The 21,905-nt window shown below is 72.3% G+C and carries 24 protein-coding genes and 1 pseudogene; 9 read left to right on the top strand and 16 right to left on the bottom strand.

What is annotated here, in order from left to right:
* Position 1: 1 nt before the first annotated feature.
* The 3 genes from OIE53_RS16245 to OIE53_RS16235 are packed head-to-tail and all read right to left on the bottom strand — an operon-like array spanning position 2 to position 2,201.
* Positions 2-949, bottom strand: coding sequence for a PDR/VanB family oxidoreductase (locus tag OIE53_RS16245; protein ID WP_327022388.1), 948 nt, complete (start codon positions 947-949; stop codon positions 2-4).
* A complete protein-coding gene (locus OIE53_RS16240; RefSeq protein ID WP_327022387.1) occupies positions 946-1,161 on the bottom strand; it encodes a hypothetical protein in 216 nt (71 codons plus the stop codon). The genes OIE53_RS16245 and OIE53_RS16240 overlap by 4 nt, the downstream gene beginning before the upstream one ends.
* Complete coding sequence (locus OIE53_RS16235) at positions 1,158-2,201, bottom strand: aromatic ring-hydroxylating dioxygenase subunit alpha (protein ID WP_327022386.1); 1,044 nt, start codon at positions 2,199-2,201, stop codon at positions 1,158-1,160. The genes OIE53_RS16240 and OIE53_RS16235 overlap by 4 nt, the downstream gene beginning before the upstream one ends.
* 168 nt (positions 2,202-2,369) lie before the next feature.
* Between OIE53_RS16235 and OIE53_RS16230 the strand changes: the two genes are divergently transcribed.
* On the top strand, positions 2,370-4,049 hold the full coding sequence (locus OIE53_RS16230) for a sigma-70 family RNA polymerase sigma factor (protein WP_327022385.1): 1,680 nt from the start codon (positions 2,370-2,372) through the stop codon (positions 4,047-4,049).
* Positions 4,050-4,170: 121 nt separating this feature from the next.
* Positions 4,171-4,479: pseudogene (locus OIE53_RS16225) on the top strand (hypothetical protein); the annotation flags it as partial.
* A 57-nt stretch (positions 4,480-4,536) separates the two neighbouring features.
* On the opposite strand, the gene OIE53_RS16220 reads toward OIE53_RS16225, so the two are convergent.
* Positions 4,537-5,364 carry a DUF72 domain-containing protein gene (locus tag OIE53_RS16220; RefSeq protein ID WP_327027241.1) on the bottom strand — a complete coding sequence of 276 codons (828 nt, stop codon included), beginning with the start codon at positions 5,362-5,364 and terminating at the stop codon, positions 4,537-4,539.
* Positions 5,365-5,466: 102 nt separating this feature from the next.
* Positions 5,467-6,213 carry a hypothetical protein gene (locus OIE53_RS16215; protein WP_327022384.1) on the bottom strand — a complete coding sequence of 249 codons (747 nt, stop codon included), beginning with the start codon at positions 6,211-6,213 and terminating at the stop codon, positions 5,467-5,469.
* 144 nt (positions 6,214-6,357) lie between these two features.
* Here OIE53_RS16215 and OIE53_RS16210 point away from each other — a divergent pair, with 144 nt between their 5' ends.
* The gene (locus OIE53_RS16210; RefSeq protein ID WP_327022383.1) at positions 6,358-7,071 is read left to right on the top strand and encodes a Clp protease N-terminal domain-containing protein; all 714 of its coding nucleotides are present in this window, start codon (positions 6,358-6,360) and stop codon (positions 7,069-7,071) included.
* A gap of 4 nt (positions 7,072-7,075) precedes the next feature.
* On the opposite strand, the gene OIE53_RS16205 is transcribed toward OIE53_RS16210, so the two are convergent.
* Positions 7,076-7,591: a hypothetical protein gene (locus OIE53_RS16205; protein ID WP_327022382.1), complete on the bottom strand. Its 516-nt coding sequence runs from the start codon at positions 7,589-7,591 to the stop codon at positions 7,076-7,078.
* A 133-nt stretch (positions 7,592-7,724) separates the two neighbouring features.
* The gene (locus OIE53_RS16200) at positions 7,725-7,907 is read right to left on the bottom strand and encodes a hypothetical protein (RefSeq protein WP_327022381.1); all 183 of its coding nucleotides are present in this window, start codon (positions 7,905-7,907) and stop codon (positions 7,725-7,727) included.
* 178 nt (positions 7,908-8,085) lie between these two features.
* Between OIE53_RS16200 and OIE53_RS16195 the strand changes: the two genes are divergently transcribed.
* Entirely contained in the window at positions 8,086-8,748 is a 663-nt protein-coding gene (locus tag OIE53_RS16195; protein WP_327022380.1) for a GNAT family N-acetyltransferase, read from the top strand.
* Between the two features lie 184 nt (positions 8,749-8,932).
* On the opposite strand, the gene OIE53_RS16190 is transcribed toward OIE53_RS16195, so the two are convergent.
* From OIE53_RS16190 to OIE53_RS16175, 4 genes are all read right to left on the bottom strand, one after another.
* Positions 8,933-9,631, bottom strand: a complete 699-nt coding sequence (locus tag OIE53_RS16190) for a TetR/AcrR family transcriptional regulator (protein ID WP_327022379.1) — start codon at positions 9,629-9,631, stop codon at positions 8,933-8,935.
* The gene (locus OIE53_RS16185) at positions 9,594-10,082 is read right to left on the bottom strand and encodes a thiol-disulfide oxidoreductase DCC family protein (RefSeq protein ID WP_327022378.1); all 489 of its coding nucleotides are present in this window, start codon (positions 10,080-10,082) and stop codon (positions 9,594-9,596) included. Before OIE53_RS16185 ends, OIE53_RS16190 begins: the two co-directional genes overlap by 38 nt.
* Positions 10,079-10,645 carry a hypothetical protein gene (locus tag OIE53_RS16180; RefSeq protein ID WP_327022377.1) on the bottom strand — a complete coding sequence of 189 codons (567 nt, stop codon included), beginning with the start codon at positions 10,643-10,645 and terminating at the stop codon, positions 10,079-10,081. Before OIE53_RS16180 ends, OIE53_RS16185 begins: the two co-directional genes overlap by 4 nt.
* A gap of 100 nt (positions 10,646-10,745) precedes the next feature.
* Entirely contained in the window at positions 10,746-12,197 is a 1,452-nt protein-coding gene (locus tag OIE53_RS16175; protein ID WP_327022376.1) for a glycoside hydrolase family 3 protein, read from the bottom strand.
* A gap of 141 nt (positions 12,198-12,338) precedes the next feature.
* Between OIE53_RS16175 and OIE53_RS16170 the strand changes: the two genes are divergently transcribed.
* Complete coding sequence (locus OIE53_RS16170) at positions 12,339-13,514, top strand: ROK family transcriptional regulator (RefSeq protein ID WP_327022375.1); 1,176 nt, start codon at positions 12,339-12,341, stop codon at positions 13,512-13,514.
* 33 nt (positions 13,515-13,547) lie between these two features.
* Here OIE53_RS16170 and OIE53_RS16165 read toward each other — a convergent pair whose 3' ends face one another.
* Positions 13,548-14,561 carry an ABC transporter permease subunit gene (locus OIE53_RS16165; RefSeq protein ID WP_327022374.1) on the bottom strand — a complete coding sequence of 338 codons (1,014 nt, stop codon included), beginning with the start codon at positions 14,559-14,561 and terminating at the stop codon, positions 13,548-13,550.
* Positions 14,558-15,595 carry an ABC transporter ATP-binding protein gene (locus OIE53_RS16160; RefSeq protein ID WP_327022373.1) on the bottom strand — a complete coding sequence of 346 codons (1,038 nt, stop codon included), beginning with the start codon at positions 15,593-15,595 and terminating at the stop codon, positions 14,558-14,560. The genes OIE53_RS16165 and OIE53_RS16160 overlap by 4 nt, the downstream gene beginning before the upstream one ends.
* 93 nt (positions 15,596-15,688) lie before the next feature.
* Here OIE53_RS16160 and OIE53_RS16155 point away from each other — a divergent pair, with 93 nt between their 5' ends.
* On the top strand, positions 15,689-16,567 hold the full coding sequence (locus OIE53_RS16155) for an ABC transporter ATP-binding protein (protein ID WP_327027240.1): 879 nt from the start codon (positions 15,689-15,691) through the stop codon (positions 16,565-16,567).
* A gap of 85 nt (positions 16,568-16,652) precedes the next feature.
* Entirely contained in the window at positions 16,653-17,549 is an 897-nt protein-coding gene (locus OIE53_RS16150) for a ribokinase (protein WP_327022372.1), read from the top strand.
* A gap of 24 nt (positions 17,550-17,573) precedes the next feature.
* Here the strand turns inward: OIE53_RS16150 and OIE53_RS16145 are convergent, their stop codons facing one another.
* The 3 genes from OIE53_RS16145 to OIE53_RS16135 all read right to left on the bottom strand — a co-directional run bounded on the left by OIE53_RS16145 (position 17,574) and on the right by OIE53_RS16135 (position 19,334).
* Positions 17,574-18,245, bottom strand: coding sequence for a hypothetical protein (locus OIE53_RS16145; protein ID WP_327022371.1), 672 nt, complete (start codon positions 18,243-18,245; stop codon positions 17,574-17,576).
* 45 nt (positions 18,246-18,290) lie between these two features.
* Entirely contained in the window at positions 18,291-18,767 is a 477-nt protein-coding gene (locus OIE53_RS16140) for a DUF6232 family protein (RefSeq protein ID WP_327022370.1), read from the bottom strand.
* 93 nt (positions 18,768-18,860) lie between these two features.
* On the bottom strand, positions 18,861-19,334 hold the full coding sequence (locus tag OIE53_RS16135; protein WP_327022369.1) for a DUF6232 family protein: 474 nt from the start codon (positions 19,332-19,334) through the stop codon (positions 18,861-18,863).
* Between the two features lie 97 nt (positions 19,335-19,431).
* Here OIE53_RS16135 and OIE53_RS16130 point away from each other — a divergent pair, with 97 nt between their 5' ends.
* Both OIE53_RS16130 and OIE53_RS16125 read left to right on the top strand, forming a co-directional pair.
* Complete coding sequence (locus OIE53_RS16130; protein WP_327022368.1) at positions 19,432-20,205, top strand: enoyl-CoA hydratase-related protein; 774 nt, start codon at positions 19,432-19,434, stop codon at positions 20,203-20,205.
* Positions 20,206-20,273: 68 nt separating this feature from the next.
* Positions 20,274-21,896, top strand: a complete 1,623-nt coding sequence (locus OIE53_RS16125; RefSeq protein ID WP_327022367.1) for an acetolactate synthase — start codon at positions 20,274-20,276, stop codon at positions 21,894-21,896.
* The last annotated feature ends 9 nt before the right edge of the window (positions 21,897-21,905 follow it).

The following is a 21,905-nucleotide window of genomic DNA, read 5'->3' as shown; positions in this document are numbered from 1 at the left end:
GTCACAGCTCCAGGACCAGCCGGGGGGTACGGGCCCGGGACACACAGATCATCATGGTGTCCCCGGCCGCCCGCTCCTGCTCGGTGAGCAGGCTGTCCCGGTGATCCGGCACTCCGGCCAGCACGGGCGTCTCGCAGGTGCCGCAGGTGCCCTCCCGGCAGGAGGAGAGCACCTGCACCCCGGCCTCCTCCACAGCCTGCAGGATCGGCACCCCCGCCGGCACGGTGAGGGTCCGGCCGGAGAGGGTCAGCTCGACCTCCACGGCGGTGTCGACCTCCCCGACCTTCCCGGCGGAGGTGGCCGGGGTGAACCGCTCGACGTGCAGACTGCCCGGCGGCCAGCCGGAACAGTGCTCCTCCACCGCCTTGATCAGCGTCTCCGGCCCGCAGCAGTAGACCAGCCCGGCCTCCGGAGGACCCAGCAGCCCGGGCAGGTCCAGCAGGCCGGTCTCGTCCTGCGGACACAGGCGTACCCGGTCGCCGTACTTCTCCCGTAGGGAGTCGGCGAAGGCCATGGTGGCGCGGCTGCGTCCCCCGTACACCAGTTGCCAGTCGGCACCGGCGGCGTCGGCGGCGGCGACCATCGGGCCGATCGGGGTGATGCCGATGCCCCCGGCGATGAAGAGGTACCGTCCCGCCGCCACCAGCGGAAAGTTGTTCCGGGGGCCGCGCACCGCGACCGTGGCCCCGGGAGTCAGCCGGTCGTGCACGAGCAGGGACCCGCCCCGCCCCTGAAGCTCCCGCTGCACCGCGATCCGTAGCCCGGACCGGTCCGCCGGATCACCGCAGAGGGAGTACTGGCGGACCAGGTCCGGGCCGAGCAGCAGATCGAGGTGAGCCCCGGGGGTCCACTGCGGCACCGGGCCGCCGTCCGGGCGGGCCAGGGTGATCGCCACGACCTCGTCGGCCACCTGCTCCCGGGCGGTGACCATCAGATACATCTCGGTCATGCCGGCACCGCCATCCGGGTAGGCACCTCGGGCGGAGGCGTCACCGCCTGGTGGCCCTGCGGGTGGGCGAGCAGCCACTCCCACAGCTCCACCGGCTCCTCGGCCACCCGCTCGGCACCGCAGTGGCAGACCCCGCGCAGGATGTCCGTGCCCGGCATCCAGTGGATCCGGTAGACCCGGTCGCCGGTCAGCATGCCGGCCGGGCCGCTCACCGGGTCGCCTCCACCCTCCCCGCGTCGACCAGGCGGGCCAGCAGCCGCCGGGCCGCCAGGCCGCCGGTGTCGATGTTGATGCTCAGCTCCTGGTACTTCTCCGGTTCGGCGGCGATCACCTGCTCCAGGATGTTGAGGGCGGTGACGTCCTGCATGACCACGGTGTGGTTGCTCTGGTGCAGGTACTCGCTGACGGACTCGTCGTCGATCGCGAAGTCCCGGGCCACCGCCCAGAAGTCGTAGGTGGTGTTCTCCGTCGAGGGGGTGATGGCGTACACGATCTCGGCGTGGAAGGCCTCGCTGTCCTCGCCCTGCGCCGGCGGGTACACCCCCTGCGGGGCGATCCGGCTGTGCAGCAGGTAGAGGCAGGGCGGGTGGTACTCGATGTCCTGCCAGCGGGTGATCCGGCCCTGGATGCCGGTAGAGCGGGCGTAGAAGGGCGGGCACTCCGCGTCGTCCATGTGCCGACTGACGTAGACGATGCCGCGCTCGTCGTCCACCTCGGTGGTGATCGGGGTGTTCGCCACCTCCGGGGTGCCGATGTAGCCACCGTGCAGATAGGTCTCGTGGGACAGGTCCAGCAGGTTGTCCACCAGCAGGCCGTACCGGGCGTTCAGCGGGGCCATCCCACGGACCACCGCGTACCGGGGGTCGACCAGCCAGGGGGCCCGGGGAATCGTGGTGGGATCGGCCCGCTCCCGGTCACCGATGAACACCCAGATGAAGGAGTCCTGCTCCACCACCGGATACGCGGCGACCCGGGCGGTACGCGGAATCCGCTGCTGCCCCGGCACGAAGACACAGGAGCCGGTCTGGTCGTAGGTGAAGCCGTGGTAGCCGCAGACGATGGTGTCGCCGTCGAGCCGGCTCTCCGACAACGGGTAGCGCCGGTGCACACACCGGTCGGCCAGCGCCACCGCCTCCCCGGCCTCGGTGCGGTACAGCACCAGCGGCTCACCGAGCACCGTACGGGCCAGCAGGTCGCGCCCTACCTCGCTGCCGTAGGCCGCCACGTACCACTGGTTGCGTGCGAACGCCATGGGGATCCCTCCTCCTCGTCCCGCCAGCCGGATCATGCCGGGGGACAACGGTGATCGGGACCACGTCTTTCATTGAATGAAAGGGGAGGGCCACTCGATCACCGGGCGCGTTCTGGTTAGGGTGTGACGTCGTGCTCGGCGGGGGACTCCACATTGGGGCGGTGCTGGATGGCGATCACTGCGAATGACGTGGAACTCGTCACCGCAGCGCAGTCGGGCGATGGTTCGGCTCGTGACCGACTCATCGCCGCCCATCTGCCGTTGCTCTACAACATCGTCGGTCGGGCCCTGCACGGTCACCCCGACATCGACGACGTGGTCCAGGAGACCCTGATCCGGGTCATCCGGGACCTGCCCGCCCTGCGCGCCCCGGAGAGTTTCCGGTCCTGGCTGGTGGCGATCGCGGTGCGGCAGATCGCCACCCACCGGCAGCGGCTGCGTACCGCCACCCACCGGACCACCATGGTCGACCCGGCCGACCTGTTGTCGGCCGCCGGCGATGTCGAGGACGAGGCGATCCTGCGGCTGCACCTGGCCGACCAGCGCCGTCAGGTGGTGGCCGCGACCCGCTGGCTGGACCCCAACCACCGTCCGATGCTGTCCCTGTGGTGGCAGGAGTGCGCCGGCCAGTTGACCCGCCGGGAGATCGCCGCCGCCTGCGACACCCGGGTGGCGCAGGTCGGGGTACGCCTGCAACGGATGCGGGAGCAACTCGAACTGAGCCGGGTCATCGTCGCGGCGCTGGCCGTGCGGCCACGCTGTGCCGGGCTGACCGAGACCCTGGACGGCTGGGACGGGGTCCCCACCTCGGTGTGGCGCAAGCGGATCGCCCGGCACACCCGGGACTGTCCCACCTGCTCCACTCTCACCCAGGGTCAGGTGCCCACGGAACGGCTGCTGCTGAGCATCGCCCCGCTGGTGGTGCCGGCCGGTCTGGCCGCCGCGTTGGCCGCCAAGGGGCTGTTGACCACGACCACCCTGGCCACCCCCGCCCTGGCGGCCTCGGCCACCACGACGGTCACGACCACGGCCACGACGACGGTCACGACCACGGCCACGACGACGGTCGGCGGCGGCACCCCGGGCACCCTGTTCGGCAAGCTGGCCCAGATGGTCAGTGCCCACCCGGTGGCCGGCCTGGCCGCCGGGGCGGCCCTGCTCGTCGCCCCGGTGACCCTGGTGGTGCTGCAACCCGGGTCGGCATCGAACCCACCGGCCGCCATCGCGGCACCCACCACGGCGGCCCCGGTGGCGGCCACCCGGGCGCCCTCCGCCGAGACCTCGCCGGCCCAACCCTCCCTGGCCCGGCGGTCCCCGGCCCCCTCGCCCTCCTTCGCCACCCCGCCGCCGGTCGCGCCTCCGCCGACCGCGGCCCCCCCGCCGACGAACGGACCGACCATCCCGCCGGGGACCATTGCGCCGGGCACCTGGTCGCTGGAATCGGTGAAGGTGGCCGGTCGCTACCTCAGCCATGACGGCAAGTACGCCCAACTCGCCGAGGTCGACGCGGCCAGCCCTCGGCCGGACCGGCAGCGGGCCACCTTCACGGTCGGTCGCGGACTGGCCGACTCCGACTGCGTCACCCTGCGCCTGGCCGACGGGCGATACCTGCGGCACTGGGGGATGCGGGTGCAGCTGAGCAGCAGGGAGGACACCACCATCTTCCGGGAGGACGCCACCTTCTGCCCGGGCCCGGGCGGCGGCACCGGATCGGTGATCCTCCGGTCGTACAACTACCCCTCGCATGTGGTGCACTACCGCGACGGCGGCTTGTGGTTGGACGTCCCGGACGGCAGCCCGGCCTTCACGGCCGCCAGCTCCTTCGTCGTACGCGATCCCTGGGCCTGACCCGATTTCCGTTATTCACCGGGCGGTCCGGCGGTCTCCTACTGTGTGAGGCACCGACGCATCACCGTTCCGGAGTGGACCTGCCCGGCCGGCATCCCCGCGCATGGAGGACGGGGCGGTCATGGCTGAGGAGGACCAGGCTCCGCTCCCGCATCTGCTGGCCACCGAACCGGTGGAGCATCCGCCGATGCGTCCGCTGTGGATGTGCCGCCAGTGCGGTCAACCCTGGCCGTGTACCCGGGCCAAGCTGGCCCTGCTGGCCGACTACGCGACCGATCCCGTGGGCCTGCGGCTCTATCTGGCCGGCTGCCTGTGCGACGCCATCGACGATCTGCACCGGCTGAGCCCCAGTCTCACCGGCAGCGCCACCGACATCTTCGACCGTTTCCTGGGCTGGCCGGGCCAGCTGGCCCGCGCCTACCGGGTGACCCGGCGTTCCGGCCGATCCCGGGGCGGCGACTCGGCGCCGACCCCCCGGCCGCAAGGGTCAGAAGAGGGTTGTGGGCTCGACCGGGATCGGACTAGGTAGGGGCGCCAGTTCGGGTACCCGGGCGCGTACCTCGTCGTGGAACCGGCGGGCCAGGGTAGGTGCCTGCGCGTTGTCCGGGGTGTGGATGAACAGGGTGGGGGAGCGTCCCTCGCGCAGCCAACCCACGGTGATGTCTATCCACCGCTGCCACCCCTCGACCGTACGGTCCGGGTCGTCGCGGCCCAGATAGCGGACGATCGGCCGGTCGGTCAGCGCCCGGGTACGCAGCGGGGTGCGGGGTTTCTTGGTCCAGGCGTCCCGCTCGGCGTCGCTGGTCGGCGGCTCGGCGAATAAGGTCGTGGTGTCGAAGGGCACCCACTCGGCGTCGGTCTGGGCGAGCACCGCCTCCAGTTTGCGGGCCGCCGAGGGGTCGGTGAAGAACTCGGGGTGGCGAACCTCCACCGCACACCGGTGGGCGGCCGGCATCCGGCGCAGGAACCGGGCCAGGGTGGGCAGGTCCGAGGGGGCGAAGGAACGGGGGAGCTGCACCCAGAGGGCGTGGGCCCGCGGACCCAGGGGCTCGATCGCGTCCAGGAAGGCACGCATCGGCTCGGTCACCTCGGTCAGCCGTCGCTCGTGCGTCACCACCTTGGGCACCTTCGGCACGAACCGGAAGTCCGGGTCGGTCTGCCGGGCCCAGGAGGCCACCGTCTCCCGGGCCGGGGTGGCGTAGAAGGTGGTGTTGCCCTCGACGGCGTCACACCACCCGGCGTAGTGCCGCAGCCGCTCCTCAGCCGGCAGGGGATGTGCCAGCAGCCGTCCCTGCCACGCCTTGTGCGTCCACATGGCGCAGCCGACGTGTAGCCGCATGCTCTCGGTCCCTTCACCACCACCGGCGTACCGCCCGATGGTGCGTACGCCTGCGGCACATACCGTATCCGCGTTCGATCAGCGGTCGGCCTCGGTGCGCTCGACGGTCAGGCCGGAGACTCCGGCGGTGGCGTCGATGTCGTAGCGGTCCGCCGCCTCCGCCCACTGCGGGGCGGTGAAGGTGGTGCCCCCGGCCACCCCGGAGTGGGTGGTGCCGTCGACCGTGACCGTGCCGGCGCCGCCGCCCGCGCGGACCTGGACGGGTGCATCGCCGGCCAGGCGGACGAGGACCTGACTGGCGCCGCCGCCGAGCACGGTGCGCTGGGTTCCGGTGGGGGTGGGCAGGGTCAGCTCGATCCGGTTGGCTCCCGCGGTGAACTCGATCTCGCCCACCTGGGCGTTGCTTAGGTCCAGGTGCTGCTCCTTGGCCCCGCCGTTGAGCCGGATGTGCCAGCGTACGGACTCGTGCAGGGCCACCTCGACGATCGCCGGGCCGGCCTTGCCGGTGTCCCGCAGGCTGGTCATCACCCTTCCCTCAGTGAGTGAGGCGGCCGGGCGCAGCGCGGCGTCGCCCGGGGTGGACACCCGGTAGGCCTCCTCGCCCAGGTCGGCGGTGCGCACCCGGATCACGTCGGCGCCGTCGAGCAGCACGAAGGTGGCCTCCCGCAGGTCACCGACGGCACCGGTGACGACATGCCCGGATCGGCCCTCGCCGCGCACGGTCACCCAGGTCCAGCTGGCCACCAGGACCACCACCACGACCAGCAGGGCCCCGCCGAGCCACCACCAGAGCCGTCGCCCGCCGACCGTCTGCGCGTCGCCCATCTCGCCTCCCGTATCGGTGATTCCGCTGGGCTACTACCCACCGGGGTCCTCACCGACTCTTACGCACCACCGGGCCCCGCGGCTCACCGCTTGATCGTCAACCTGGGGTTGACGGGTGGGCCATCGTCAACCTACGGTTGACGCATGACGAACCCTGTGCAGATGAACAACCCGATCCGGCTCGACGACCTGATCGAGACCATCAAGCAGACCCACACCAACGCCCTCGATCAACTCTCCGGGGCGGTCATGGTCGCCGATCACATCGGTGAAGTGGCCGACCACCTGATCGGCCACTTCGTCGACCAGGCCCGCCGCTCCGGGGCCTCGTGGACCGAGATCGGCCGCAGCATGGGGGTGAGCAAGCAGGCCGCCCAGAAGCGCTTCGTCGCCGGGACCATGGACCCCCGGGAGGGCTTCCAACGCTTCACCCCGCGCGCCCGCAACGTGGTCGCCGCCGCGCACAACGAGGCCAAGGCCGCCGGCAGCGCCCACACCACCCCGGCCCACCTGGTGCTCGGGCTGCTAGCCGAGCCGGAGGCGCTGGCCGCCAGGGCACTGACCGCCGCCGGGGTGTCGGCCGAGGCGGTGCGCCAGGCCGCCACGGCCGCGCTGCCGCCGGCGGCCGAGGAGGTGCCCGACCTGATCCCGTACGACGCCGCCGCCAAGAAGGCCCTTGAGTTGACCTTCCGCGAGGCGCTGCGGCTGGGGCACAACTACATCGGTACGGAGCACATCCTGCTGGCGCTGCTGGAGCAGGAGGACGGCCAGGGGGTGCTGACCGGGCTGGGCCTGGACAAGGCCACCACGGAGGCGCAGATCGTGGCGACCCTGGCCAAGGTCCGGGCCTTCGAATAGCTGATCAGGCGGTGGGGAAGCCGTACCGGGCGGCGTGCTCCGGGTCGGCCGGGTCGATCTGGCGCAGGCCGGCGTCGGCCAGGCGCTTGTTCACCTCGTCGAGGTGTTCGCGGACCAGCCGGGCCTCCTCCTCGGTGACCCGTCCCCGGTGGGGCTTGCCGGCGTGCTCGATGGTGCCGTAGTCGATCTTCTCGGTGGCCCGGCGGGCCTTCGGCGGGCGGACCCGCTCGGCGGTCCTGAGCAGTTGGGCCATCGGCATCTCCGTGGCCAGGGCGTCGAACTCGCTGGCGGTCAGCACCACCCGACGGGGTTCGCCGTCACCATGCCGGTCATGGATCTCCACCACGGCCACATCCAGCGCCGCGTCGTCCAGGCTCTCCACCTCGAGCGCTGTCGCGTCCAGCTGCACGGGCCCGGCCACCAGATCAGGGTGCTCGAGGACGACGACGCGGACCGCCTCGTCGTCGGCGCCCAGCACCGTGCCGCTGAAGTCGGAGACGCGGATCGTCTTCTTGCCCATGAGTGCGCTAGCTCCCGTCGTAACCCGGTCGAAGGACCAGCAGACGTTACCCGACAGGTGTGCGAACGGCGGCGCTGGCTCGCCGTCGGAGTCGGCCCGGACACCCGGCCGGTGACGGGGGAGATCCGGCGGATCAGTGGGTGTTGAGGTGGCAGGCCGAGCCCCCGACCGAGGACCGGTTCAGCGTCTCCCAGGACAGTCGGCCGGTCCGCCGGCTGTGGTGCCGAGGCTGGCCGGGAAGGCGACTCGCCGCCCGGTCGTACGGCCAGATCCGGGTGGGATCCTGCTGGTGACGGTCGTCCGGGTGCATCGGCATGAGCCCACCATTCCAGAGAAAGTTGTACATGTATGGAATTGGCTATGACGCCGGAACGATGACCTTGGTTCCGACGGGGCGCGAAGATCACCTCACCGGGTCCTTCCGGAGGGTCGGCGTCGTGACCCTGGTCCGTCGTAGGGTGGGCGGGCGGCAGCGAGGGCGCGGGAGGTGGACGGTGCGCGACCGGCGACTCCACCTGCACCTGGCCACCTGGCTGGGGCAGTGGCCGGCGGGCAAGGGGCTGCACGTCGTGGGTTCCTGGCGACGCAGCCACCCGGCCTGGGACGGCCGCCTGCGTCCGGCGATCGCGGTCACCACCGGCGAGAGCACGGTGCTGTCCGTGCCACCCGACCGGGTCGCCGGGGTTCGCGAACTGGCCCGGCGGTCCACGGCCCTACTGCCCGCGCTGCCGGCAGCGGTCGGTCGACCCTCGGGGTGGGTGGTGCACGACGACGTGTTCCGGTGGAGCATGGCCCCCGCGCCGCTGCCGGAGATCGGTGAGTGGGTCGCGCCGACCACCCTCGGCCTGCCCTCCTGGCTGCGACTCTTCGACCGGCCCGTGCTGGTGGTCCGCGACGACCAGGGGCGCTACCTGGCCGGAGTCGGGATCAAGCGGCACGACCCGTTCGGGCAGGAACTGGCCGTGGGCACGGTGCCGACCGCCCGGGGGCGGGGACTGGCCCGGTGCCTGGTGGCGCAGGCGGCCCGCCGGGTGCTCGACGAGGGTGCCGTGCCGACCTATCTGCACGACCGAGCCAACGCGGCCTCGGCCCGGGTGGCCGAGGCGGCCGGTTTCCCGGATCGGGGTTGGGGGTCCTACGGGGTCTATCCCGGTTGACCGCCTCGGCAGGGCGCGGACCGTGAATCCCGGGCCGGATCCACGGTCCGCAGCCTCCCCCCAGGTCCGCGTACGACGTCTGCCGATCACGCTACGTATCGGGTCGTCGGCAGGGCAAGCCTCCACCGGCTCCTTCTGCTGTCCAATAGTGGACTTGACCAGGAGAAACGTGTCCCAGTGGAGATCACTGGCGGAGCATGCGCAGCAGGTCGACGATCTGCCGGGTGACCGGGCGCAGGACCCGCAGCCGGGAGAGGGAGACCAGTCGGTCGATCAACGGCACCGCCCCGTTGATGAGCATCCGGGTCCGGGCCTGCCCCGGCGAGCGGTCGTAGACCCAGAAGAGCACTATCCCCATGTACGCCAGCCAGAGCAGTTCGGGCAGGTGGGGACGCAGTTCCGGGTCGACCTTGGTGGTGGAGCCGCTCAGCACCTCGTCGAACAGTTCGATGGATGCCTGGCGCGGGCCGCTCGACTCGGGCGAGAAGGGGCTCAGCGGTGAAGTGGGCTCCGCGGCGAACTTGAAGACGCTCGCCGCGAAGTCGTGCGCGGGGGTCGACACGTCGATGGCCGCGTGCAGCACCCCGGCCAGCCGGGCGGCGAAGGTCGTCTCCCGCGCCAACACCGGTCGCGCCGCGGCCCGGTGCTCCTCCTCGGTCCGGGTGTAGAACTCCTGGATCAGGCGTTCCTTGGAGTCGAAGTAGTAGTAGGCGTTGCCGACCGCCACTCCGGCCTCCTGGGCGATGGCGCGCATGGTGGTGCGGGCGTACCCGCGCTCGCGGAACAGCCGCAGCGCGGTTTCCAGGATCAACTGCCGGGTCTGCTCGCCCCGGGCGGTCGTCGCCTCACCCGCAGCGGTCGTCGGCACAGACTGGTCGGTCATCCGGGCCACCGTATCCGGTCGACCCTCCGGGCGGCACCGACCCCGGTTCCCGGACCATCTCCCTGACCGCCGAGGCGGCGGCCACCACCCCTCGCGCCAGCGGCAGCAGGTGGGGACGGGACAGGCGCTCGGCCGTGGCCCGGTACTCGGCCAGCGCCCACAGGCAGGCGATCCAGGCGCCGTCGCCGATGTAGAGCGCCCCGTCGTCGGCCACCACGGTGATGTCGCGCAGGGTGGCCTCGTGGTCCAGGCCGGGGAAGCGCTGCCGGGCCTCGGCCGAGCCGGCCGGCACGAACTCCAGGGGTACGAGTTGCGCCTGCGAGGCCAGCCACTCGCGGGCCGTCCGGCAGATCGGGCAGTGCGCGTCGTAGAGGACGGTGAGGTACCGGATGCCAGCACCCCCGTGCGTGCTGGCATCCGGTGGCCCACCAGTCGGCTGGCGGGTGTTCATCGGGGCGGTGCCGGCGGCTGCGCGGGGCCCTGGGCCGAGCCCTGGGTGGGGCCGCCCTGAACCGGGCCCTGCGCGGGGCCTTGGGTCGGGGCCTGGGCGGGGGCGGCGGCCGGGTGAGGGTGCTGCCTGGGCAGGTGCCCGGCGGGCGGTGCGGCGGCCGGGTGGGGCTGCTGCCTGGGCAGGTACCCGGCCGGCGGCAGCGGGGGTGCGGTGGCCAGTTGGCGGAGCCGGCTCTTGCGGTAGCGGTTGAGGGTGAAGACGTTGAAGAAGTGCAGGGCACCGAGCACCAGCAGCACCAGCCCGATCTTCCAGGACAGTTCCTCCATGGCCTCGCTCGTCGACTCGATCAGCCCGGAGTGCCGCATCGCCACGGTCACATAGCCGAGGTTCAGCAGGTAGAACCCGACCACCAGCAGGTTGTTCACCGCGTTGGCCAGTCGCTCGTCGGCGAACACCTCCTGAAGGAAGACCAATCCGTTGCGGGCCAGGGTCCGGGCCACCCAGATGGTCAGACCGATGCTGACCACCAGATAGACCAGGTACATCCAGACTTTGATGTCCATGCCGCCACACCTCGATTTGAACGTGTTCAAGTATCGACATCGCTAGTGTAGGAGGCGAGTTGAACGTGTTCAACAGTGGACGGTCGAAGTGGCGTACGCCTCAGCGGATCAGGCCCAGCACCTCGGCGGCGGCCCGGCCGTTGGCGTGGCTGGCGCCGTAGGTGAGCACGAAGGCCCGGCTGCCCACCGGCCGCCACCCGCTCGGCCAACCCATCTCCACCACGGTCACCGGATGGGCGGCGGTCAGCGCGTCGACCAGCTCCGGCCCGCCGGGCAGCCGGTGCAGCCGTCGGCCGACCAGCACGATCGGACGGTCACCGGCCCGCCGCCGAAGCTCATCCGGGTCGGCCTCGGCGGCCACCACCTCGACCAGCTCCGGGCCGTCCAGATGCGGGCCGAGGCCCCACGGCACATGCCCCTGCACGATGGTGGACCGGGCATGCACCTGCACCACCAACGGATCGACCGAGCGGGTCGGCACACCTTCCACCCGAAGGGCTCGGCGGGCCGCCGCGTACCCCAGGTCGGGGGAGGGGACCGGGGTCGGGCCGGTGTGGCGGGTCCACTCGGCCAGTTTCGCAGCACGTCCGGCGGCCTGCTCCACCCGTTCCCGGGCCAGCCGACCATCGCCCACCGCCGCTACGACCTCGGCAACCACCCCTTCGACCAGGGCAGCGTCCACCTTGGCCCCGATGCAGAGCAGATCCGCACCGGCGGCCAGGGCCCGTACCGCCCCGGGGGCGATGCCGCCGGCCGCCAGGGCGGCACCCTTCATCTCCAAGGCGTCGGTGATCACCGCGCCGGTGAAGCCGTACTCCCGGCGCAGCAGGTCGACCAGGACGGCGCGGCTGAAGGTGGCGGGCTGGGTGCCGGTCAGGGCCGGTACCCGGATGTGGGCGGTCATCACCGCCCTGGCCCCGGCCGCGATCGCCGCGGCGAAGGGCGGCAGGTCCCGGCGGCGCAACACCTGCGGGGACACCTCCACGGTGGGCAGTTCGTGGTGGGAGTCGGTCACCGTGGCGCCGTGCCCGGGAAAATGCTTGGCGCAGGCGGCCACCCCGGCGGCCTGAAGACCGCCGACCGCGGCGGCGGAGTGTGCGCCCACCCGCACCGGATCGGTCCCGAAGGACCGGGTGCCGATCACCGGGTTCTCCTCGGTGCTGTTGACGTCGACCGCGGGCGCCAGATTCACGGTGACCCCGACGGCGGCCAACTCCCCGCCGATGGCCCGGTAGACCTCCCGGGTCAACCCCTCGTCGTCGATCGCCCCGAGCGCCGCGTTGCCCGGGTACGGGCTGCCGGTGGCGTGCGCCAACCGGGTGACGTCCCCACCCTCCTCGTCGATCGCCACCAGGACCTCGGCCCGGCCGGTACGCAGGGCGGCCGTGCTGGCCGCCACCTGCGCGGGTGTGTCGATGTTGGTCCCGAACAGGGTGTGCCCGGCCAACCCCTCGGCTACCAGTTCGACCGCCCAGTCCGGCGGGACCGGCCCCGGGTACGCGGCCAGCAGGGTGCCCAGGGCCAGTCGGCGAAGTCCCGGATCCTGGCGCACGCACCCTCCTCTCGATGCCGAGATGTTGATCGTGATGTCGGATCGGCTGAGCGATCCGCTCACCTGCTGCGGATACGCTACGGCTACCCGTTCGAGGCGAAGCTATGGTTAGCGACGCTTACTAAAAATCAAGGACATGGCATGAGCGCGACCCGGCTTCCCGGCACACCACGGCTGTTGCGGGCCCTCAACGACCGCGCGGCGTTGGAACTGCTGCTGGAGCAGGGGCCGTTGACCCGGGCCCGGATCGGTGAGTTGACCGGCCTGTCCAAGGTCACCGCCTCCCAGTTGGTGGAACGGCTGGAGGAGCGGGGCCTGGTGGCCCGGGTGGGTGAGCAGGCCGGCGGGCGGGGGCCGAACGCGCAGCTCTACGCCGTGCGGCCGGGCAGCGCGTACGTCGTCGGGGTGGACGTCGGGGCGGAACGGGTGGTGGCCGCCTGCGCGGACATCACCGGCGCGGTGGTCGGGCGGGTGGAACAGTCCACCAAGGACACCGACGACCCGGTGGGGGTGGTGCACAACGCCGTGGTCCAGGCCGCCAGCAGCGCCGGGGCGCAGTTGGACAGCGTACGCCGGATCGTGCTCGGCACCCCCGGCCTGGTCGATCCGGGCACCGGCGACATCACCTTCGCCTTCGACCTGCCCCGCTGGCACCGTGGCCTGCTGGCCGCCCTCCGCGAGGACCTGGACACCCCGGTGGTCTTCGAGAACGACGTCAACCTGGCCGCGGTGGCCGAGGCCCAGTCCGGCGCGGCCCAGGGGGTGGAGGATTTCGTCCTGGTCTGGATCGGCGCCGGGGTCGGCCTGGCGATCATGCTGAACGGCCGGTTGCACCACGGCAGCAGCGGCGCGGCCGGGGAGATCGGCTACCTGCCGGTGCCCGGGGCGCCGATCCCGCGCGACGTGTCCCGCCGGGCCAAGCCGGCCTTCCAGCAGGTGGCCGGGGCGGACGCGATCCGCGCCCTGGCCCGCGAGCACGGCTACCCCGACGGTGGCGCCGCCGAGGCGGTCAAGGCCGCCATCGTCGCCGGTACGGCCGGCGGGCCGATGCTCGACGAGGTGGCGCGCCGGTTGGCCCTGGGGGTGGCCAGCACCTGCGTGGTGCTGGACCCCCCGCTGGTGGTGCTGGCCGGGGAGGTCGGCCAGGCCGGAGGGGCCGCGCTGGCCGAGCGGGTGCAGCACGAGGTGGCCGCCATCACCCTGGTCCGCCCCCGGGTGGTGCCCACCGGGCTGACCGAGGAACCGATCCTGCACGGCGCGCTGCGCACCGCCCTGAACGCCGTCCGGGACGAGGTCTTCGGCTCCACGGTCGGTTGAGGACCCCGCCGGGTCAGGCCAGGTCCCGCCGGGTCAGGCCAGGTCCCGCCGCCGGAACACCGCGAACGCGGCGATGGTGAGACCGGCGGTGAGCAGCAGCAGTACGACCAGGGCCGGTCGCCAGGTCAGCAGGTAGCTGCCGTCGCAGTAGCCGTAGTAGTCGCTGGTGCAGACACTGTTGTCGTAGAGCCGGACCTCCTTGGTGAGCCAGGCGGCCACATGGGTGCTGAGCATGAGCTGATCCGGCCGGGCCACCTCCAGGATCTGCAGCACGATCCGGCCGCCCAACTCCCACACCACCAGGTACGCCATCACCGCGCCGAGGGCCGCCGCGGTGTGCCGACCGATGGTGGCCAGGGCGAAGCCGACCCCGGTGGCCAGCAGCACCAGCCCGATCCCCCGACCCCACAACTGGGCCAGGGCGGCCCAGAAGGTTGGGTCGGTGGGGCCGGGATAGCCGTCCAGGTGGGCGACGACCCAGAAGGTGACCAGGTACGCCACCGAGGCGAGCACGGACAGCACCACGACCGCGCCGAGCAGGGTGCCCAGTTTCGTACCGAGCACCATCAGTCGGCGGGGCCGCCACAGCAGGAGGTTGACCACCCCGCCGGAGTTCAGGTCGGCGCCGATGTAGGAGGCCCCGACCAGGAAACCGAACATCAGCAGGAAGGCGATCAGGAAGTACAGCAGCGACTCGGCCTGCTGGGTGAAGGTGAAGACCCCCTCCAGAAAGTCGGCCGTGACCGGCAACCGGTCCAACCGGGCGGGATCGACCTCGGCGCAGTCGTGCGGCAGGTAGGCGCCGTCTCGTTGGGCCCACTCCTCACCCCGATCGCGGGCCAGGCAGCGGGCATGTTCCGCCTCCAGGGCCTGTCGACTGGCCGCGGCCTCCTGCTGGGCGGTGGCGAGTTCGTCCCGGGTGGGCGAGTGGGAACCGGCCAGGGTGGTCCCCGCGGTCACCATGAACGCCGCCAGCAGCAACAGGACCATCAGCTGCACGAAGCGGCGGGCGGTCAGCCGCTCCACCTCGGCGCGGAACAGGTTCACCGATCCACCCCCCGGAACTCGTCCAGGTCGATCATCCGGCCGGCGGCGGGGGTCGCCCCACCGGAGCCGGGCCCGGGCCCGGGCCGGGGTCCGCCGTCGGCCTGCCGGGGGAGAGTCGGCTGCGGCCCGGCCCCGGTCAACTCCAGGAAGACGCTCTCCAGATCCGGCCGCACCGGGGTCAGCTCGCGTACCCAGAGGCCCTGCTCGCCCAGGGTCCGGCTGATCAGGGTCGGATCGGTCACCCGGCCGACGATCAGATGGTCGGGGTGCCCGGTGACGGTCAACCCGGCGCCGCGTAGCAGCTCCTCGGCCCGGACCAGGTCGTCGGCGCGTACCAGACACTCGTTGCGGTCGAACCCGGCCAGCACCTCGGCCACCGGCCCGGCCGTCACCCGCCGCCCCCGGGAGATGATCGTGACGTGGTCGCAGATCAGCTGGATCTCGGCCAGGATGTGACTGGAGACCAGCACGGTCACCCCGTTGCCGGCCAGGGTCCGCATCAGGTCCCGCATCTCCCGGATGCCCGCCGGGTCCAGCCCGTTGGCCGGCTCGTCCAGAATCAGCAGCTCGGGCCGTTTGAGCAGAGCCGAGGCCACCGCCAGGCGCTGCTTCATGCCGAGTGAGTACCCCTTGACCCGGTCGTGGCCCCGATCGCGCAGCCCGACCTGCTCCAGCACCTCGTCGACCCGGCTGACCGGCAGACCCCCGGCCACGGCCAGCAGCCGCAGGGTGCGGTGGCCGGTGAAGTTACCGAAGAACTGCGGACTCTCCACGATCGCGCCGACCCGGGCGGCGACCCGGGGCAGAGATTCCGGTGCGTCCGCACCGAGCACCCGCAGGTGTCCCGCGTCGGCGCGGACCAGCCCGAGCAAGGCCCGCAGGGTGGTGGTCTTGCCCGACCCGTTGGGCCCCAGGAACCCGTGCACCTGACCGGCCTCGACCAGCAGGTCGAAGCCGTCCACGGCGACCCGGGAACCCTTACGCAGACTGCGGAAGGTCTTCCGCAGTCCCTCGATCTCGATGACCGCGCTCACGCGGAAGACCCCGGACCACTACTGGGCATGACCGCCGACTCGGCTGAGGTGAGCAACGACACGGCGCTCACCCTACGGCCACCACGCCCGCCCATGGGGGCGGCACGCGTTGCGTGGTTGGATGGGCGGGTGACTGGTGACCTGATCCCTGGCGCCGGTGGCGCCTCGACCGCCCCCGCACCCGTGGACGCGGATCTGGTGGTCAGCCTCGACGGCGTCGGCGTACGCCGATCCGGCACCGCCCTGCTGCACGACGTCGACTGGCGGGTGGAGCTGGACGAACGCTGGGTGGTGCTGGGCCCCAACGGTGCCGGCAAGACCACCCTGCTCAACCTGGCCTCGGGGCGGCTGCACCCGACCGTCGGCACCGCCCACGTGCTGGGGGAGCGGATCGGCCGCACGGACCTCAACGAGCTGCGTACCCGCATCGGCCTGACCACCGCGGCCCTGGCCGCCAGCCTGCCGGCCGACGAGCGGGTCACCGATGTGGTGATGACCGCCGCCTGGTCGGTGGTCGGCCGCTGGCGGGAGAGCTACGACCCGGCCGACGAGGCCCGGGCGCGGGCCCTGCTGAGTCAGCTCGGGGTCGGCGGGCTGGCCGACCGCAGGTTCGGCACCCTGTCGGAGGGCGAACGCAAGCGGACCCAGATCGCCCGGGCGCTGATGACCGACCCGGAGCTGCTGCTGCTCGACGAGCCGGCGGCCGGGCTGGACCTGGGCGGCCGGGAGGACCTGGTGGCCCGGCTGGCCGAGCTGGCCCAGGATCCGGACGCCCCGGCGATGGTCCTGGTCACCCACCACGTGGAGGAGATCCCGCCCGGGTTCACCCACGCCCTGCTGCTGCGCGACGGCGGGGTGGTGGCCCAGGGCCTGCTGGCGGAGACCCTCACCGCGGACAACCTCACCAAGACCTTCGGCCTGCCGCTGCTGGTCGAACGCAACGGCGACCGCTACACCGCCCGCGCCGCCTGAGGTGTAAGGAAGGGCCCCCTCTTAACGCCTGAGGTATAGGAAGGGTCCCTTTCTAACAAGTCGCAAACCCCGCAGGGAGGCTCCCGTGCGTCAGCCTCGCGTCGTCGTGGTGGGCAGCGCGAACATGGATCTGGTCGCCACCGCGGAGGCCCTGCCCCGGCCGGGTGAGACCCGGCTCGGCACGGACTTCGTCATGGTGCCCGGCGGCAAGGGGGCCAACCAGGCCATCGCCGCGACCCGGGCGGGCGCCGACTGCGCCTTCCTCGGTGCGATCGGCTCGGACTCGTTCGGCGTCACCCTGAAGGCCCGGATCACCGCCGCCGGTGTCGACACCGGCCCGCTACGGGTCACCTACGGTCCCTCCGGGGTGGCCCTGGTGATGGTGAACGCCGCGGGCGAGAACGCGATCCTGGTGACCCCGGGGGCCAACGCCTCGCTCACCGACCTGACCGAGGCCGAACTCGACCTGGTACGCGAGGCCGACGTGCTCGTCGCCCAGTTGGAGATCCCGGTAGAGACGGTGACCCAGGCTGCCGTGGCCGCCCGGGAGGCGGGCAGACGGGTGGTGCTCAACGCGGCACCCGCCCTCCCGATGCCGCCGGAACTGCTGGCCGCCGTGGACCTGCTGGTGGTCAACGAGAACGAGGCCCAGGCCTACACCGGCCGGGGCCGGGAGGACCCGCACGCCCTGCTGGATCTGGTGCCGCGAGCGGTGCTGACCCTCGGCGCGGCGGGTGCCTGGTACGGCGATCGGGAGGGCACCGCCGTGCACCTGCCCGCCGTGCCGGTGGCGGCCGTCGACTCCACGGCCGCCGGGGACGCCTTCACCGGTGCCCTGGCGGTCGCCTGGGGCGAGGGCCGGGACCTGGTCGACGCGGTGCGCTGGGCGGTGGCGGCCGGGGCGGCCTGCGTCCGGCGCCTCGGCGCCAGCGTGTCCCTGCCCCACCGGGCCGAGATCGACGAGTTGTACCCGACCCCCTGAACCGGCCCCGCGGACCCGGCCCGGTCAGCTGGCGTCGTCGTTGAGTTTCTCGCCGCGCCGACGCAGCATCGCCAGGCCGGGGATGCCGGCCACGGCTAGCTTGAGGTCCCGGGTGACGTCCAGCAGGTCGTGCAGGTCCGGGCCGACCCGGTCCAGGGTGGCCAGGATCGGCATGACGTCGGCGGTGAGATGCTGCCGCAGCTTCGGCAACTCGTCGATTAGGCGTACCGCCGCGGCCACCTCCTCGTGGCTGAGCTGCTCGATGAAGTGGGTGGCCATCGGCGCGGCCCGGCGCAGCGCGGGCTCGTACGCGGTCAGCAGTTCGGCCGCCGTCGCCGCGGCCTCGGCCGCCACCCCTACCGCCTCGGCCGCCCGGCCGGACACCGTCTGCGCCCGCGTCACCACCTCGGCGGCGGCAGCGGCGACCGTACCGGCGTTGTCCACCGCGGCGGTCGCGGCGGCGCTGATCACGGCTACCTCCCGGACGGCGACCTCGGCGTCGGCCAGCACCTGGTCGGTGCGGTCCAGGGTCTCCTCGATCCGGTCGACCACCCCGTTGATCCGGGTCAGCAGCGCCTCCACCCCGTCGAGGACCGCGAAGGCGCGGCCCGGGATCGCGGCGAAGGAGGCGGCCGAGTCGAGGGCGGTACGGGTCAGGCCGACGACGGCGGTCGGCCGGGGCAGGGGGATCACCATGAACTCCAGTGTGCGCCGGGCGGGCCACCGTCGCCGCGCGGGTGGTCACCAGCGGTCACTCTGCTCCACGGCCCGCTGCACCGCCCGGTAGATCTGCCCGAAGCGCAGGGCGTCCGGGGTGCGCAGCACCATGGCCTCCTGCCCCCGGTACTGCACCCACAGCTCGTGCACCCGGTTGCCGCGTTCGTAGGAGCGGTCCAGCCAGCCCAGCGGGATCTCCAGGAAGGGCACCAGGGCCAGGGCGATGACCAGGCAGGCCACCAGTGCCACCAGGGCCGGCACCCAGCCCCGGTCCTGGGCCGAGAAGAGCAGCGACAGTACGCAGACCACCCCGATGAGCGGGGGCAGGGACAGCAGCAGCACCAGTACGCCCCGCCCGAGCACCCGGCCCCGGACCGCCAGGGTGGTCTGCCCCTTCTGATGCCAGACATAGGTGACCTCGGAGATCGGGATGACGTGTCCGGCGACCCGGATCGACTCTGAGGAGACCTGCACCGCATCGTCCCGGTAATAGAGCGCCATCACTAAGCCTAACCATCTTCCGGCAACTGATGGCGATGGCGCGGTCACCCTGAGGGGTGTGGTTAAGCGGGGACCCCTGCTCTACCGGAGGCGTTAACGGGGGGCCCTTCCTTGCATCTGGGCTTCCATGGCGCGTTGGACGGCGCGGTAGATCTGTCCGAAGCGCAGCGCGTCCGGGGTGCGCAGCAGCCGTACCGGGTGGCCCCGCCAGCGGATCCAGACCTCACGGGGGCGGCTGCCTCGGGCGTACGAGCGGTCGAAGTACTCGAAGAGCTGGTCGGCGATCGGCCCGGCGGCCAGTCCGATCAGGATGGAGACCCCGATGATGGCGACCGTGACGGTGGCCGACCCGTCCAGCCAGACGGCCAGCGCGATGCCGAGCACGGCGGCCACCAGTGGGCCGATCATCGCCGCGCCGAGGGCACCCCGGCCGATCAGCACCCGCCAGGACCGGCTGCCCTGGTGGTGCCAGACCTCGCTGATCTCGGCCAGCGGGTAGGCGTCGCCGTTGACGGTGACGGCGGTGGAGGTGACCTGTACGGACTTGTCGTCGTAGTACGTGACCATGGGAACTCCGGGGCGCGGGACTGGCAGCCAGACTACGTGCCGGTGGCGGCTGGTCGTAAGGTTGGCACGCGACTTCGACGAGGAAGTGAGGCTCAGCGTGGGCGAGTTCGTGCGGCTGGAGACCGGGGACGGCATCGGCACCATTCGGCTGGAACGGCCGCCGATGAACGCCCTGAACACCCAGGTCCAGGAGGAGTTGCGGGCCGCGGCGACGGCGGCCACCGCCGACCCCGGAGTCCGCGCGGTCATCGTGTACGGCGGGGAGAAGGTCTTCGCGGCCGGGGCGGACATCAAGGAGATGGCCGACATGTCCTATGTGGACATGGCGGACCGGGCCGCCGACCTGTCCAGCGCCCTCGGCGCGATCGCCCGGATCCCCAAGCCGGTGGTCGCCGCGATCACCGGGTACGCCCTGGGTGGGGGTTGTGAGCTGGCGCTGGCCTGTGACTGGCGGGTGGTGGCCGAGGACGCCAAGCTGGGCCAGCCCGAGATCAAGCTGGGCATCATCCCCGGTGCCGGGGGCACCCAGCGACTGGCCCGGCTGGTCGGCCCGGCCCGCGCCAAGGACCTGATCATGTCGGGTCGGATGGTCGACGCCCAGGAGGCGCTGCGCATCGGCCTGGCCGACCGGGTGGTCCCGGCGGCCGAGGTCTACGCGGCGGCCGTGGCGCTGGTGAAGCCGTACCTCAGCGGGCCGGTGCAGGCGCTGCGGGCGGCCAAGCTGGCGGTCGACGGCGGCCTGGACATGGACCTGAACTCGGGCCTGGCCTGGGAGAGTCAGCTCTTCGCGGCGCTGTTCGCCACGGAGGACCGGCGGGAGGGCATGCGGGCCTTCGTCGAGAAGCGCAAGCCGGACTTCACCGGTCGATGAGGGTGGTTCACATTCCCCCTACCGGCCAGTAGCGTGTGACTCCGGTCAGGCTAGGCGAAGGAGCGGCGATGACGGAGCGGATCGAAGGCCACGGCGGAGACCTGGCCCTGGCGGCGCTGCGGGCGTACGGGGTGCGGGAGATGTTCACCCTCTCCGGCGGTCACGTGTTCCCGCTCTACGACGCCGCCCACAAGGCCGGATTCCCGCTGTACGACGTGCGGCACGAGCAGTCCGCCGTCTTCGCCGCCGAGGCGGTGGCCAAGTTGCAGCGCCGCCCCGGCCTGGCCGTGCTCACCGCCGGTCCCGGGGTGACCAACGGCATCTCCGGCCTGACCAGCGCCTACTTCAACGCCTCCCCGGTGCTGGTGCTGGGCGGGCGGGCCCCGCAGTTCCGGTGGGGTTCCGGCAGCCTCCAGGAGATGGACCACCTGCCGCTGGTCGCCCCGGTCACCAAGCACGCCGAGACGGTGTTCAGCGCCGACGACATCCCCCGGGCGGTCGCCGCGGCGCTGACCACCGCCCTCACCCCGCACCGGGGCCCGGTCTTCCTGGACTTCCCCCTGGAGGCGGTCTTCTCCACCGGCGACGCCGACCTGCCGGCCGGACCGGCCATCGCCGGAATCGAGGCCGACCCCGAGGAGGTCGCCAAGGCCGCCGGCCTGATCGCCTCCGCGCAGCGGCCGGTCATCATCGCCGGGTCGGACGTCTACGCCGGGGACGCCGTGGCGGCCCTGCGCGCCGCCGCCGAGGCCCTGGAAGTGCCGGTCTTCACCAACGGCATGGGCCGGGGGGCCCTGCCCCCGCAGCACCCGCTGGCCTTCGCCAAGGCCCGGCGGGTGGCGCTCAAGGGCGCCGACGTGGTCGTGGTGGTGGGCACCCCGTTGGACTTCCGGCTCTCCTTCGGCGACTTCGGCGACGCCACCGTGGTGCACATCGTCGACGCCCCCAGCCAGCGGGCCACCCATGTGCAGCCCGCCGTGGCCCCCGCCGGTGACCTGCGCGCCATCCTCACCACCCTGGCCGAGTACCCCGGCGACCGGGTCGACCACACCGACTGGGTGGCGCAGTTGCGTACCGCCGAGGACGCCGCCAAGGCCCGCGACGCCGAGGAGATGGCCGCCGAGACGGACCCGATCCGTCCCGCCCGGGTCTACGGCGAGTTGCGTCGGGTGCTGGCCGCGGACGCGATCACCATCGGTGACGGCGGGGACTTCGTCTCGTACGCCGGCCGGTACCTGGAGCCGGCCCAGCCGGGCACCTGGCTGGACCCGGGCCCGTACGGCTGCCTGGGCACCGGCATGGGCTACGCGATGGGGGCCCGGGTGACCCATCCCGACCGGCAGATCTGTGTGCTGATGGGCGACGGGGCGGCCGGCTTCTCGCTGATGGATGTGGAGTCCCTGGTCCGGCAGAAGCTGCCGGTGGTCGTCGTGGTCGGCAACAACGGCATCTGGGGGCTGGAGAAGCACCCCATGCGGGCCATGTACGGCTACGACGTGGCCGCCGACCTCCAGCCGGAACTGCGCTACGACCAGGTGGTCACCGCCCTGGGTGGGGCGGGGGAGACGGTCGCCAAGGCCGCCGATCTGGGCCCGGCCCTGCACCGGGCCTTCGAATCCGGGGTGCCCTACCTGGTCAATGTCATCACCGACCCGGCCGACGCCTACCCCCGCTCGTCCAACCTGGCCTGATCCCGGGGC

Origin of the sequence: Micromonospora sp. NBC_01739 (genome assembly GCF_035920385.1) — a bacterium.
Lineage (GTDB): Bacteria > Actinomycetota > Actinomycetes > Mycobacteriales > Micromonosporaceae > Micromonospora.
The sequence above is the reverse complement of the archived record's forward strand: the minus strand, read 5'-3'. Positions and strand labels throughout refer to the sequence as shown.